The following is a 14,476-nucleotide window of genomic DNA, read 5'->3' on the forward strand; positions in this document are numbered from 1 at the left end:
TCTCCGGTCTTCGACGAGGGTCATCGCTGCGAGCGCGGCGGTGGCCCTCTTCGTTTGCCAGATAGTTTGCTGAAAGTATGCTGACCTGCTGAACAGTGATCTGCGCCACTGTTTGTTCCGGGGGTGAATCGAGCGTCCTGGTACTTCTCTCGATGGAATTTCATCAATGTGACTCGCTACATGTCGTGTTGTAGGAATCTGTCGGCCACTAGGTGTAGTGTCTTCGCTACTGGAAGACGGTGCGAGGCCCCACCCGGTAGGAGTCGGTCACGAGTGGCTGATCAGGGGATTCGAGTCCGGCTCCAGAAGTTTGCGCAGCATACGTCGATCGTGTATTGCAACGGATCTCAGGCTGTGGATCAGGCACAAGGAGAGAGGGACATCAATGACCGTCACCGTGTACACCAAGCCCGCTTGCGTCCAGTGCAACGCCACCTACAAGGCCCTCGACAAGGCCGGGGTGGACTACGAGGTCATCGACATCTCGGAGAACGACGAGGCGCGTGACTACGTCATGGCCCTGGGCTACCTGCAGGCGCCGGTCGTGGTGGCCGGAGACGATCACTGGTCGGGCTTCCGGCCCGACCGCATCAAGTCGCTCGCGACCGTGGCGGCCTGACCCTCCACCGCATCCGAGGTGCGAGTGCCGGGCGGTCCGCCGCGGCACTCCCGAGAAGAGGAAGGCGACCATGCCGGAGACGACGGCGCTGGTCTACTTCTCCAGCGCTTCGGAGAACACGCATCGTTTCGTCGAGAAGCTGGGGCTCCCGGCGACTCGCATACCACTGCACACCGCCGACTCGCTGCGCGTAGACGAACCGTACGTGCTGATCGTCCCCACCTATGGGGGCGGTCGGCACGTGCTCGGGGGCGATCGTTCCGACAAGGATTTCGTGCCGCGGCAGGTCGCGAAGTTCCTCAACGATCCGCACAACCGGGCGCTGCTGCGCGGCGTCATCGCGGCGGGGAACACGAACTTCGGCGACACCTTCTGCTATGCGGGCGAACTGATCGCGCGCAAGTGCGGCGTGCCGTACCTGTATCGCTTCGAACTCATGGGAACCGCTGAGGACGTCGAACGCGTCCGAGAGGGATTGGGATTGTTTTGGCAACAGCAACGACAGCACCGGCCGGAAAAACAGCTCGCTTAGAGCAGCCCCCGGTCCGTGGCGGCGACGCGGGCAAGGTCCTCGACTACCACGCCCTCAACGCGATGCTGAACCTGTACGGTCCGAACGGGGAGATCCAGTTCGACAAGGACCGTGAGGCCGCCCACCAGTACTTCTTGCAGCACGTCAATCAGAACACCGTCTTCTTCCACAACCTGGACGAGAAGCTGGACTACCTGATCGACGAGAACTACTACGAGGCGGAGGTCCTGGAGCAGTACAGCCGCCCGTTCATCAAGAATCTGTTCAAACAGGCGTACGCCAAGAAGTTCCGGTTCCCCACCTTCCTCGGCGCCTTCAAGTACTACACCTCGTACACGCTGAAGACCTTCGACGGCAAGCGCTACCTGGAGCGGTTCGAGGACCGGGTGTGCATGGTCGCGCTCACCCTCGCCGCCGGTGACGAGGCGCTGGCGGGCCGGTTGGTCGACGAGATCATCGACGGCCGTTTCCAGCCGGCCACCCCGACCTTCCTGAACTCGGGCAAGAAGCAGCGCGGCGAGCCGGTCAGTTGTTTTCTCCTTCGCATCGAGGACAACATGGAGTCCATCGGGCGCTCGATCAACTCCGCGCTGCAGCTGTCCAAGCGCGGCGGCGGTGTCGCGCTGCTGCTGAGCAACATTCGCGAACACGGCGCGCCGATCAAGAAGATCGAGAACCAGAGTTCGGGCGTCATCCCGATCATGAAGCTGCTCGAGGACTCGTTCTCCTACGCCAACCAGCTCGGCGCGCGCCAGGGCGCGGGCGCGGTCTACCTGCACGCCCATCACCCGGATATCTACCGGTTCCTGGACACCAAGCGGGAGAACGCGGACGAGAAGATCCGCATCAAGACGCTCTCGCTCGGCGTGGTCATCCCGGACATCACCTTCGAGCTGGCCAAGAAGAACGAGGACATGTACCTGTTCTCGCCCTATGACGTGGAGCGCATCTACGGCAAGCCGTTCGCCGACATCGACGTCACCGAGAAGTACTACGAGATGGTCGACGACAAGCGCATCCGCAAGTCGAAGATCAAGGCCCGCGAGTTCTTCCAGACCATCGCCGAGCTGCAGTTCGAGTCGGGCTACCCGTACATCATGTTCGAGGACACGGTGAACCGGGCCAACCCGATCGCGGGCAAGATCACCCACTCCAATCTGTGCTCGGAGATCTTGCAGGTCTCCACGCCGTCGGAGTTCAACGACGACCTGTCCTACGCCAAGATCGGCAAGGACATCTCCTGCAACCTCGGGTCGCTGAACATCGCCAAGACGATGGACTCGCCCGACTTCGCGCAGACCATCGAGGTGTCCATCCGGGCGCTGACCGCCGTGTCGGACCAGACCCACATCTACTCGGTGCCGTCCATCGAGCAGGGCAACAACTCCTCGCACGCCATCGGCCTCGGGCAGATGAACCTGCACGGCTACCTGGCGCGTGAACGCATCCACTACGGGTCCGAAGAGGGCATCGACTTCACCAACATCTACTTCTACACCGTGGTCTACCACGCGATCCGGGCGTCGAACCGGATCGCGATCGAGCGAGGCTCGTACTTCGGCGGCTTCCCCGAATCGAAGTACGCCAGCGGCGAGTACTTCGACAAGTACACCGATCAGGCGTGGGAGCCGAAGACCGATCGCGTCCGGCAGTTGTTCGCCGACGCGGGCGTGCACATCCCGACCCAGGACGACTGGCGTGAGCTGAAGGCCTCGGTCATGGAGCACGGCATCTACAACCAGAACCTGCAGGCGGTCCCGCCGACCGGATCGATCTCCTACATCAACCACTCCACCAGCTCCATCCACCCGGTGGCGTCGAAGATCGAGATCCGCAAGGAAGGCAAGATCGGGCGCGTCTACTACCCGGCGCCCTACATGACCAACGACAACCTCGAGTACTACGAGGACGCCTACGAGATCGGCTACGAGAAGATCATCGACACCTACGCCGCGGCCACCCAGCACGTGGACCAGGGCCTGTCGCTGACGCTGTTCTTCAAGGACTCCGCCACCACCCGCGATCTCAACCGCGCCCAGATCTACGCCTGGCGCAAGGGCATCAAGACCCTCTACTACATCCGGCTGCGCCAGATGGCACTGGAGGGAACCGAAGTCGAGGGTTGCGTCTCCTGCATGCTGTGATCCCGTAGCGAACAGGGTGGCTTCCCACTGGGCGGCCACCCTGTTTCGCGTTCTCCGGCCACCGAGGTGTTCCCATGCCGGGCTTCCGTCGCGGTGCGATGCCCAGTCGGCGCCTGGAATATGCTGGCGCAGAGGCGATCCGGTAGTGATGGGAACGACGATGACCGATCTCGGCGGCAACGGTGAGCCGCTCCGTCCGATTCACGACGCGAGCGTGCCGAGCAGCGCGCGAATATACGACTACGTGCTGGGCGGCAAAGACCACTATCAGGTGGATCGAGACGCGGCCGAGAAGGTGATCGCGGCCTTTCCCACCACCCGGGTCGCGGCTCGGCAGAACCGGCTCTTCATGCACCGTGCGGTGAACGCGCTCACCGCGATGGGCGTGACCCAGTTCCTCGACATCGGCACCGGCATCCCCACCGAGCCGAACCTGCACCAGGTGGCGCAGGCGCCGACACCGGAAGCGCGGGTGGTCTACGTGGACAACGACCCGATCGTGTTGTCCCACGCCCGGGCCTTGCTCACCGGTACGCCGGAGGGCCGCACCGCCTACGTCGACGCCGACCTGAAAGATCCCGCGGCGATCCTGTCCGCCCCCGAACTCCTCGACACCCTGGACCTGAAGCGTCCGGTGGCGCTGAGCCTGGTCGCCGTGCTGCATTTCCTGTCCGACGAGCAGGACCCCTACGGAATAGTCCAGACGCTGCTCGGCGCCCTCGCGCCGGGTTCGTTCCTCGTGGTCTCGCACATCACCGCCGACCTCGAACCGGAGATGATGACCGAGGCCCTGAACGTGTACAGGCAGAGCGGGGTCTACGCCCAGACCCGCACGCGAGACGAATTCGCCCGATTCTTCACCGGGCTGGAACTGATGGACCCGGGCATCGTCGTCTCCAACCGATGGCGCACCCACGGTGAGTCACCGTCCTGGCTCGACTCCCAAGTGAACTGCTGGAGCGCGGTCGGCCGGAAGCTGTGATTTCGGCCGTGCCTGCGGCACGGCGTGTTCGCGGCCCTTTATGTCTCGCGCCCGAGCGACCGAGACTCGCGCCTGCGGCGCATGCGCTGTGTTGGTTGGCCGTGCCTGCGGCACGGCGTGTTCGCGGCCCCTCATGTCTCGCGGCCGAGCGACCGAGACTCGCGCCTACGGCGCATGCGCTTCGGTCGCTCGGCCGCGAGACGGCCGCGAACGGTCGCTCGTAAGACTCGCTCCGTTGTGGGCGGGTGTGTGGGGATGCCCAACTTTTGCAGGCGGGGCAGGGGGTTTGTACTCGGTTGGTGGGACTCACCCCAGGCGCAGCGGATCGCTCGGCTGCGGGTAGACCTGCCTCAGTGCACTCAGCTCAGTGCGGGGAGCACTTCGCGTTCGAAGAGTTCGATGCCGGAGGTGTCGTAGGCGGATTCGGGGAAGTTGAAGATGGCGTAGCCGAGGCCGAGGTCGGCGATTCGGCGCAGGTTCTCGGTGATCTGCTCGGGGGTGCCGGTGGCGGCGCCGCTGTTGTACAGCTGTTCGAAGTAGGACTTCGCCGCGTCTTCGCCGATGACGGGTGTGAGGCGGGCTTTCAGCGCCGCGAGGCGATCCTCTACTTCGGCCTGGGTCGAGCCGATGACGACGTTGAAGTTCGAACTGCGGACGATGGCGTCGAAGTCGGTGCCGACGTCGGCGCAGTGGGCGCGCAGCACCTCGGATTTGTGGGTGAACTCCTCGGGGTTACCGCTGAAGTTGGTGTACTGGGCGTATCGCGCGGCGATGCGCAGCGTCTTCTTCTCGCCGCCGCCCGCGATCCACAGCGGAATACCGTTCTCCTGCAACGGGAGCGGACGGACGATGGCGCCGTCGACCTGGTAGTACTTGCCGTCGAGGGTGGCCGAACCCGTGGTCCAGGCCTGCCGGAAGATCTGCACACCCTCGTCCAAGCGGCCCAGCCTTTCGCCCGCGGACGGGAAACCGTAGCCGTAGGCGCGCCACTCGTGTTCGTACCAGCCACCGCCGATGCCCATCTCGACGCGGCCGCCCGAGATCAGGTCGACCGTCGCGGCCACCTTGGCCAGGTAGGCCGGGTTGCGGTAGCTGATCGCGGTACACATCTGGCCGAGGCGGATGCGTGCGGTGGTGGCGGCGAAGGCCGACATCAGCGTCCATGCCTCGTGCGTCGCCTCCTCGGTGGGGACCGGGACGGTGTGGAAGTGGTCGTACACCCACAGCGATTCCCACGCCGGGTTCGCATCGGCGCGCTGGGCGAGGTCTCGCATCACCCCCCACTGGTCCGCCGGGTCGACGCCCACCAGATCGAGCCGCCAACCCTGCGGAATGAAGATGCCGAAGCGCACGAATATCTCCTTCGTGTGTACCCGAACCACCGCGGCGAGCGCCGCGCTTTCCTACCTCACTGTTCCCACTTCGCCGCACTCCGGCAACCGTTCGGCGCTCGACGCACCGAATTCGGCCACGTGCGGCGCTGTCTCGATCGACCTACCACCAGATCGTCGCCAGCCAGGTAGCAACGCCCGCGAGAGCGAGCAGCAGCAATGACGTGGAGCGCGCTGTGCTGGAGACGACGGATCCGCCGCCGGTGTGATCACCGGCCGGAGCGAGGCACGCGAGATCGGCCGACTGCTTGCAGGCAACCGGCCGACCTCGCGTGTCCGGACCCTAGGCGCCGGTGAACTTCTCTCCCGCGATGGCCTTGGACGGCGCACCGTCGACGCCGACGGGAATGTCACCCTCGAGTGTGGTGCGGTACAGCACGCGGGTGACATCGAGGTGGTCGAGGTCGCTCGGTGCGAGGTGCGCGGTGGCGCGGTTGTCCCAGAACGCGATGCTGCCCTTCGCCCAGCGGAACCGGACGGTGTAGGCCGGGTTGGTCACCTCGTCGAACAGCAGCTTCAGCAGTGCCTCGCTCTGGTTCGGCCGGAGCCCGACGATGCGGGTGGTGAAGCCGGGGTTCACGAACAGCGCCCGCTCGCCGGTCACCGGATGCACCCGGACGACCGGATGTTCGGTGATCAGCGGCGCGGCCGCGACCTTCTTCGCGTAGTCGCTGCCGGAGTCCCAGGCCGGCCTGCTGCCGCCGAAGCGGTGCTCGGCGCGCAGACCTTCGACGAATCGCTTGAGCGACTCGGGCAGGTTCTCGTAGGCGGCGACGAGGTTCGTCCAGCCGGTATCGCCACCCTGCGCCGGGGCGATCTCGGCGCGCAGGATCGAGGCGGCGGGCGGGTTGATCAACGCGGAAACATCGGTGTGCCAGTGGTTGGTGTAGCTGAATTTCCGCACACCGAAACGCTTCTCGTACAACCGGCTGTCGACCGCGAGGATCTCCGGGTACTCCGTCGGCGCGTCGTCGTCGTACGGGTGTGACGGCGTGACCGCGCCGAACCGGCGGGAGAAGGCGATCTGCTGTGCGTGATCGATGTGCTGATCGCGGAAGAACAGCACCTTGTAGGTGTGCAACGCGTCGGTGACGGCCGCGACCTGCTGATCGGTCAGCGGCTCGCGGAGATCGACGCCGGAGACGTCGGCGCCGATGTACCCGGCGACGGGCGCGACGTGCACCGGGTTGTCGGTGACGGTCGAGATGGGAGTTTCGTGGACTGCGGTCATCGGAAGAACTCGTTTCGGATCAGAGGATCGGGCCGGTGGCAACCGGAGGGGCGGGACGTGCGGCAAGGCGACAAGCGCTGCCGCACACCCGCATGAAGTCCACGACGCGCCGTTTGGTCAGCGCCCGCACGGCGACTGCCTTCCGAATGTGAGACGGGCGGCCATGGTTCAGGCGTTCGCCGGGGCGCGCCACCGCGACAGGCGGCGTTCCAGGGCGACCAGCACGCCGTTGAAGCCGAGGCCGAGCAGCGAGATGGCGAGGATTCCCGCATACATGTTCGGGATCGCGAAGTTCTGCTGCGCGGCGGTGATCAGATAGCCGAGCCCGGCCCTCGCCCCGAACATCTCGGCGGCCAGCAGCACGAGGATCGAACTGGCGGCGGCCATCCGCAGACCGGTGAAGATGGACGGCAGCGCCGCGGGCAGGATCACCTTCTGGAACAGGCGCAGCGGCGAGAAGCCCAGGGAAGCGGCGGATTTGACCAGCAGCGGGTCGACGGTGCGCACGCCGGTGATGGTGTTCAGCAGAATCGGGAAGAAGCTCGCGTAGACGACGATGGCCACCTTCGAGGTTTCGCCGATCCCCAGGATCAGCAAGAAGACGGGGAGCAACGCCAGCGCCGCGGTGTTGCGGAACAGTTCGAGGATCGGATTCAGGAAGTCCGCCACCGGCTTGTACCAGGCGATCGCGATGCCCACCGGGATACCCGCGACCAGCGCGAGGGAATACCCGGCCAGGGAACGATTCAGGCTCGCGGAGATGTGCGTCCACATCTCTCCGCTCGCCACCAGGTCGGCGAACGCCTGGGCCACCACCGAGAACGGCGGCAGGAACACCTCGTCCACCAGCCCGAGCGTGGGGGCGAGTTGCCACAGCAGCAAGAACAGCACGATCACGACCGTCGGTTTGAACACCCGCCAGGCGAACCGGCCCACCGCCCGCAGGGCCTGCGTCACGGCGGTGGGCGCGGGCTCGGCCCGCTGCACCGGGGCGGGCCGGGTGGGCTGGACCGCACGTTCCCGTACCGGCCGCTCGCTCAGCTGAATGGCACTAGACATGAGCCGTCCTCTCGGTGGTGGATTCGATATCGGCCGGGTCGGTGAGGGATTTGAGTTCCAGGCTCGCGGCCCGTTGGACCTCGCTGTGCAGCAGCGTCCAGATCTCGTGGCGGTAGTCCCGGAAGCGCTGGGAGGAGCGGATGTCGTCGTCGGTGTCCCGGTCGAGCTCGACGTCGACGATGGCCTTGATCCGGCCGGGCCGTGAGGTCAGCACGGCCACACGCTGGCCGAGATATACCGCCTCATCGATGCCGTGGGTGATGAACAGGACGGTCTTGCCGGTGGCGCGCCAGATGCGCAACAGTTCGTCCTGCAACGATTCCCTGGTCTGCGCGTCGAGCGCGGCGAACGGCTCGTCCATCAGCAGCACCTCGGGATCGAACGCGAGACTGCGCGCGATCGCGACGCGCTGTTTCATGCCGCCGGACAATTCGTGCGGGTAGCGGTCGCCGAAACCGGAGAGCCCGACCAGTTCCAAGTAGTGGTCGGCGAGCTCGCGCCGCGTCCTGCGGCGCAAACCCTTGGCCTCCAAACCGAATTCGATATTGGACCGGGCCGTGCGCCAAGGCAGCAGGGCGTACTGCTGAAAGACGATGCCGCGGTCCAGGCCCGGGCCGGTGATCGGCTTCCCGTCCAGCAGGATCTCACCGGAGGTGGGTTTGCTCAATCCGCCGAGCAGGTCCAGCAGCGTCGACTTGCCCGAGCCGCTCGGCCCGACCAGGACCAGGAACTCGCCTTCCCGCAGTGCCAGCGAAATGTCCTCGAGTGCGGTGAACCGCTCCTGGGAGCCGCGCACCGCGAACTGCTTGCGCACTCCGGTGAGCGCTAGTTTCGTAGCCGTGGTCATTTCGCGGCCACCACCTCTCCGGTCGGTCCCGCTTCCGGCGTGAATTTGCCGTTGGCGTACGGGTTGTACTTGTTGGTGAACAGGTCCGCGGCCTTCAACTTGCCGTTGGGCAGTTCGCCGTTGCGCACCAGCCAATCGATCCAGATCTGCAGTTCCTTGTCGGCGACCACCGCGCCGGGCACCGGGATCCCGGAGCTGAGCCAGTACGGCACCAGGCCGGCGTTCTCGTTGCGGCCGCGCTTGCCGATGATCTGGACGAACCGCTCGCGCACCTGATCGCGCGGAGTCACTTGCAGCCAGCGGACAGCGCGCGCGGTGCCCTGCACGAAGTCCTCCACCGCTTCGGGATTCTTGGCGATGTAGTCGTTGCGGAAGACGTAGGTGCCGTAGTCGAACGTGCCGAAGATGGCCTTGTCGGTGTACAGCGGGTGGATACCGCCGCGCTGGAGGGCGTTGTCGCGGAAGACGCTGCCCAAGGCGGCGACGTCGACCTGTCCCTTGCGCAGCGCGTCCTCGGTGTTGGCAGGCGGTACGACGACCAACTGCACCTGCTTGATCTCGTCGTCGGTCAAACCTTGCTGATGCAGCCACTCCCTGGTGATGAATTCGTGGTGCGCGCCCAGCGTGTTGACCGCGACCTTCTTGCCGATCAGATCGCGTGCCGAGGTGATGCCGGAGTCGTCGCGCACGTAGTAACCGGTGAACGACTGCTCGTCCGCGCCATAGGAACTGAGCACCGAGGTGACCTTCGCCCCGCCCGCGATCAGTTTCACCACCGCGCCGTTGAACGCGCTGCCGAACTCGACCTGGTTCGTCGCCGCCGCCTGGATATTGGCAGGCCCGCTGGTGGTGTCGCCTTCCCAGTGCAGGCTGATCTTCGTGAAGTAGCCGAGATCGTCGGCCAGTTCGAAGGGGCTCACCTGTCCGGTGGCGCCTTGGTAGCGCAGCACGGTCTTGCCGTCGGCGGTCTTGGCCGGAGCGGACGCACCGCATCCGGTGAGCACGGACAGGCCGGCGAACACCGCTACCGCGGCGGAGAAAGCGCGGGCGACGCGCCGGGAGGATGGGGAGAGAGGCATTGTTGTTCTTTCGAAGAGAAGACGCCGTGCAGTTCGATGCAGGCATCCGGCGACACCACAGCGGAGCGATGCGGCGGTGGACGACCGCGCGAGCCGGAAAGGAGGCCGCGCCGCCTCAGCGGCAACAGATTCCGTGCGGAACGCGCATGAAGTCGACCGCACGACGGCGGATCAATGCTGTTGCTGTCGACACTTCGAAGACTTCCGTGAGCTGTATATCGGTGCGGGGCAGGCGCGGTGACTTCCGACGCCGCTTCGAAACACTGTCCCGGTTCCCAAGCATGGGAGCAACAGTTCGACGCCGACTGCGTATAACCCTGTCGTCAGGGCGTCGTGCGTTCCGGGGACCGTGGTACCGCGGAAGCCGGAGCCGGTCGACCGCCATTCCGATCGGCGTGGAGCGGCTTGGGTCACAGTGCGCTGTCGTAAGGTGATCATCGTCCCCGAAGCCATGTAAGCTGCACGAGGACGTTTCCTGTCCGCGAGATGTTGATCCGAACGGTGCGGATATCCGAGATCCGCGGCGACGACGAGAGGGAGGTGGGGTAGCGATGCGCAGCGAACCTCCCAGTCGAAGGCCGCGCGGCGCCGCCCCTTCGCATTCCTGATCAGGTCGCGACGGCAGGGGCCGGCGCCCGCGGTGTGAATTTCGCGCTCTCCGTTCACTCACGCATGTGCTGAGGTCCTCTCATGTCGCAGACCGACATCATCGAAGTACGTCCGACGCTGTCCGAATCCCTCCAGGACATCGTCGATACCCGTCGCGTGGACGCCGCGCTGGACTGGCTCGGCAACCATCCGCCGCACGTCATCGCCGATCAGCTCGCCCGCATGGACGCGGTGCGAGCCGGGATGGCGTTCCGCCTGCTCGACAAAGACCTGGCGCTGGCCGTCTTCGAGGAACTCGAGCCGGTGGACCAGCAGCAGATCCTGCAAGGACTGCGCGATCAGAGCTTCCGCGACCTGGTCGAGGGCATGGCGCCCGACGACCGCGCCCGCATGCTGCGCGAGGCGCCCGCCAAGGTGGCCAAGAAGGCGCTGGCCGGGCTGAGCCCGCGGGAGCGGCGGATGACCGCGAGCCTGCTCGGCTACCCGGAGGGTTCCGCCGGTCAGTTCATGACGCCGGAGGTGGTGGCGCTGCCGCGTGACCTCACGGTGGCCGAAGCGCTCGGCATGGTGCGCGCCAAGGGCGGCAACGCCGAGACGGTGTACACGCTGCCGGTGGTCGATACGGGCAGGCGGCTGACCGGCATCGTCGAACTGCGCGAACTGGTGCTCAGCAAGCCCGAGACGATGGTGTCGGAGCTGGTCGTCACCGAACCGGCCTTCGCGCGCGCCACCGATTCCGCGGAGAAGGCCGCTCGCTTGATGCGCGAGACCAACGACATCAATCTGCCGGTGGTGGACAGCGAGGACCGGCTGGTCGGGCTGCTCACCATCGACGACGCGGTCGAGGTGATCGAGGCCGCCGACAGCGAGGACGTGGCGTTGCAGGCGGGATCGGCGCCATGGGAGGGCCACTACATGGCCGCCGGGGTGTTTCAGCTGGCCCGCTATCGCGCGCTGTGGCTGCTGCTGTTGCTCTTCGCCGCGACACTGACGGTGAGCGTGACCGACTTCTTCGAGGGCACCTTGCAGCAGGCGGCGCATCTGGCGCTGTTCATCCCGCTGCTGATCGGCGCGGGCGGGAACGCCGGCGCGCAGGCCGCCACCGCCTGCGTGCGCGCGGTAGCGGTCGGCGAGGTCAAGGCGTCGGACCTGTTGAAGGTGATCTGGCGGGAATGCCGGGTCGGCCTGGTGCTCGGCTCGCTGCTGGCGTCGGTGGGCTTGGCGATCGGCGCCCTGTTCGTGGGTCCGCGCATCGCCTTGGTCGTCGGCATCACCCTTGTGCTGATCTGCGGCTGGGCCGCCACCATCGGCGGCACCATGCCGCTGCTGGCCAAGAAACTGCGCATCGATCCCGCGGTCGTCTCCGCGCCGATGGTCACCACCTTGGTCGACGCCACCGGCCTGATCATCTACTTCACGACGGCCAAGCTGGTCCTGGGGATCTGAGGGTCGGCGAACGCGAGGGGTCGACCACCTCGAGCCCGGCTCCGCGGTCGCGTCGCCGGGCTCGGTGGGCTCAGAACTCCCAGTCCTCGTCCTCGGTGTTGACCGCCTTGCCGATGACGTAGCTCGAGCCCGAACCGGAGAAGAAGTCGTGGTTCTCGTCGGCGTTGGGGGACAGGGCCGAGAGGATGGCGGGGTTGACCTCGGTTTCGTCCTTGGGGAACAGGCCCTCGTAGCCGAGGTTCATCAGCGCCTTGTTGGCGTTGTAGCGCAGGAACTTCTTGACGTCCTCCGTGAGGCCGACCTCGTCGTAGAGATCCTGGGTGTAGTCGACCTCGTTGTCGTAGAGCTCGAACAGCAGCTCGAAGGTGTAGTTCTTGAGTTCGTCCCGCTCGGCCTGGGTGACCAGCTCCAAGCCCTTCTGGTACTTGTAGCCGATGTAGTAGCCGTGCACCGCTTCGTCCCGGATGATCAGGCGGATCATGTCGGCGGTGTTGGTGAGCTTGGCCCGCGACGACCAGTGCATCGGCAGATAGAAACCGGAGTAGAACAGGAAGCTCTCCAGCAGCGTGGAGGCGACCTTGCGCTTGAGCGGATCGTCGCCGTTGTAGTACGACAGCACGATCTCGGCCTTGCGCTGGAGGTTGCGGTTCTCCTCCGACCAGCGGAACGCCTCATCGATCTCGCGGGTGGAGCACAGCGTGGAGAAGATCGAGCTGTAGCTCTTGGCGTGCACCGACTCCATGAACGCGATGTTGGTCAGCACCGCCTCTTCGTGCGGGGTCAGCGCGTCCGGGATGAGGCTCACCGCGCCGACGGTGCCCTGGATGGTGTCCAGCAGGGTCAGGCCGGTGAAGACCCGCATGGTCAGCTGCTTCTCGTCGGCGGTCAGGGTGTTCCACGACGGGATGTCGTTGGAGACCGGCACCTTCTCCGGCAGCCAGAAGTTGCCGGTCAGCCGGTCCCAGACCTCGGCGTCCTTTTCGTCGGGCACCCGATTCCAGTTGATGGCCGACACCCGATCGATCAGTTTCATCCTGCCTCCACGCCTTTCCCGAGCACGCTGCCGTCACGGAATGTCTACCCTCGGAACACTACTCCTAGTGGCTGACATGTCCGCGTAGCACAACACCTTGTGTCGCCGCGACACGCGTCCTACGTGCGGAAGAACGCCAGGGCGCGCCGCGCGCGGCCCCCTATTGTGCGGTACGCGCCTTCCGGCGCCTACATCGGCACCGGCGGGTCCGATTGATCGCTGAAAGTTTGCCAATAGGTGTCACATCAGGCGGGGGCGACGGGCTGACGACGCGGCACACCAGGTGTGGATGCCTGCCTCCGCTCGGCCGCGAAAGCGTTGCCGGGCTCGCTGATCCTTCGTTTCCCCGGTGCGCCGGGACGGCGGCAGTGCCGCAAGTCACCGCCGCCCGGGGACCGAGCCGCTTCGACGCGCGGTGGTCCACCTGTCCCGAATCGATCATCCGAGCGGCTACACCTGGCCCGGCATGGGGGTTCCTGATCGCTACCGGTTCCGGGCGTTGGAGATCGCCGTGGACGTCGTGGTCATCCGGGGCCGACCGACGCCCGGCCGCAGAGCCCGTGGCGGACGGGCGCAGGACCGATCGCTACCGCGGAGGCCTGCCGCCGGGTGCGCCGCCGCCAGGCGGTCGCCCACCGGGCTGCGCGGAACCGTTGCCCGACTGCGTGTTCTGCGATTTCTCGGCGACGCCCACGGTGAGCGAGACGCGCAGCCCGGAGGACGGCGCGCCCGTCACGGTCGCCAGTTCGGCGTCCCAGCCGTCGCCGAAGACGCCGTCCGAGGCGAGCGAGACCTCGGCCAGATTGGTGACGCTGCGCGCGTAACCGGAGTCGTAGGCGAACACCGCCTCGCAGGTGTCCTGGGGCAGCGCGATCTGCGAGGTCAGCCGCGCGTTCTGGCCCGCGACCGCGGTTTCCAGCGAGTCGTAGACCTCGAAATGGATGTGCGGCCACCGGCCCGAGTAGCAGGCCGGGAAGATCGAGGTGAAACTCACCTTGCCGTCGGCACCGGCCACCTGCACGCCGCGCAGGTAGTTCTGCTCGGTGACACCGCTGCTGTAGAGCGAGTAGTTGCCGTCCCGGTCGCAGTGCCACACGTACACCGCCATGCCAGCGCCCGCCGCGCCGCTGTTCGCCAGATCGCGCAGCGTGAGTTCGAGCGTCATCGGAACGCCCTGCGCGACGCCGGAGTACGAGCCGAACGAGCCGGTGATGTCGCTGCGCACCACGCCGGACTCGATGAGGACGTTGGGTCCGTTCGACCCGTCGCCCGGATACGGTCCCTCGGTTTCCTGCGGAGCGGCGGTGACGCCGCCGGATTGCGCGGTGGTCGCCGACGCGGTCCCGGTCGCGGCGGCTGTCGTGTCGTTCGAGCCCGACGCGCAGCCCGCCGCGACCGCTGCCGCGCCCGCGGTCGCTCCGAACAAGAGCAGGGCGCGGCGCCGGGACACCATCACCTTCATATCGTGTGTGAGGCCGAGATCGTGTTCGTGCACCTCATCGCG

Annotated in this window: 12 protein-coding genes; 5 read left to right on the forward strand and 7 right to left on the reverse strand. The window is 66.1% G+C overall.

The features are described 5' to 3' along the window. Window positions 1-385: 385 nt before the first annotated feature. From ABZ803_RS05725 to ABZ803_RS05740, 4 genes are all read left to right on the forward strand, one after another. A complete protein-coding gene (locus tag ABZ803_RS05725) occupies window positions 386-619 on the forward strand; it encodes a redoxin NrdH (protein ID WP_039799742.1) in 234 nt (77 codons plus the stop codon). A gap of 70 nt (window positions 620-689) precedes the next feature. Next, on the forward strand, window positions 690-1,151 hold the full coding sequence (nrdI, locus tag ABZ803_RS05730; protein ID WP_040868730.1) for a class Ib ribonucleoside-diphosphate reductase assembly flavoprotein NrdI: 462 nt from the start codon (window positions 690-692) through the stop codon (window positions 1,149-1,151). A 62-nt stretch (window positions 1,152-1,213) separates the two neighbouring features. Further along, window positions 1,214-3,295 carry a class 1b ribonucleoside-diphosphate reductase subunit alpha gene (gene nrdE / locus ABZ803_RS05735; protein WP_357034301.1) on the forward strand — a complete coding sequence of 694 codons (2,082 nt, stop codon included), beginning with the start codon at window positions 1,214-1,216 and terminating at the stop codon, window positions 3,293-3,295. Between the two features lie 160 nt (window positions 3,296-3,455). Continuing rightward, the gene (locus ABZ803_RS05740; RefSeq protein ID WP_357033425.1) at window positions 3,456-4,277 is read left to right on the forward strand and encodes an SAM-dependent methyltransferase; all 822 of its coding nucleotides are present in this window, start codon (window positions 3,456-3,458) and stop codon (window positions 4,275-4,277) included. A gap of 359 nt (window positions 4,278-4,636) precedes the next feature. On the opposite strand, the gene ABZ803_RS05745 is transcribed toward ABZ803_RS05740, so the two are convergent. The 5 genes from ABZ803_RS05745 to ABZ803_RS05765 form a co-directional block, all read right to left on the reverse strand. Further along, window positions 4,637-5,629, reverse strand: a complete 993-nt coding sequence (locus ABZ803_RS05745) for an LLM class F420-dependent oxidoreductase (protein WP_357033428.1) — start codon at window positions 5,627-5,629, stop codon at window positions 4,637-4,639. Window positions 5,630-5,951: 322 nt separating this feature from the next. Continuing rightward, the gene (locus tag ABZ803_RS05750) at window positions 5,952-6,899 is read right to left on the reverse strand and encodes a TauD/TfdA family dioxygenase (protein WP_357033431.1); all 948 of its coding nucleotides are present in this window, start codon (window positions 6,897-6,899) and stop codon (window positions 5,952-5,954) included. 168 nt (window positions 6,900-7,067) lie between these two features. Continuing rightward, window positions 7,068-7,958, reverse strand: coding sequence for an ABC transporter permease (locus ABZ803_RS05755; RefSeq protein ID WP_357033433.1), 891 nt, complete (start codon window positions 7,956-7,958; stop codon window positions 7,068-7,070). After that, the gene (locus ABZ803_RS05760; RefSeq protein WP_357033436.1) at window positions 7,951-8,805 is read right to left on the reverse strand and encodes an ABC transporter ATP-binding protein; all 855 of its coding nucleotides are present in this window, start codon (window positions 8,803-8,805) and stop codon (window positions 7,951-7,953) included. Before ABZ803_RS05760 ends, ABZ803_RS05755 begins: the two co-directional genes overlap by 8 nt. Continuing rightward, window positions 8,802-9,884, reverse strand: a complete 1,083-nt coding sequence (locus ABZ803_RS05765) for an ABC transporter substrate-binding protein (protein ID WP_357033439.1) — start codon at window positions 9,882-9,884, stop codon at window positions 8,802-8,804. Before ABZ803_RS05765 ends, ABZ803_RS05760 begins: the two co-directional genes overlap by 4 nt. Before the next feature lie 690 nt (window positions 9,885-10,574). On the opposite strand from ABZ803_RS05765, the gene mgtE reads away from it, so the two are divergent. Continuing rightward, window positions 10,575-11,939, forward strand: a complete 1,365-nt coding sequence (gene mgtE / locus ABZ803_RS05770; RefSeq protein ID WP_040868714.1) for a magnesium transporter — start codon at window positions 10,575-10,577, stop codon at window positions 11,937-11,939. Between the two features lie 70 nt (window positions 11,940-12,009). Here the strand turns inward: mgtE and nrdF are convergent, their stop codons facing one another. Both nrdF and ABZ803_RS05780 read right to left on the reverse strand, forming a co-directional pair. Beyond that, entirely contained in the window at window positions 12,010-12,972 is a 963-nt protein-coding gene (nrdF, locus tag ABZ803_RS05775) for a class 1b ribonucleoside-diphosphate reductase subunit beta (protein ID WP_062969550.1), read from the reverse strand. A 586-nt stretch (window positions 12,973-13,558) separates the two neighbouring features. Next, a complete protein-coding gene (locus ABZ803_RS05780; protein WP_357034303.1) occupies window positions 13,559-14,434 on the reverse strand; it encodes an intradiol ring-cleavage dioxygenase in 876 nt (291 codons plus the stop codon). Window positions 14,435-14,476 lie beyond the last annotated feature (42 nt).

Source organism: Nocardia sp. NPDC047648 (genome assembly GCF_040642815.1).
Taxonomy (GTDB): domain Bacteria; phylum Actinomycetota; class Actinomycetes; order Mycobacteriales; family Mycobacteriaceae; genus Nocardia; species Nocardia gamkensis.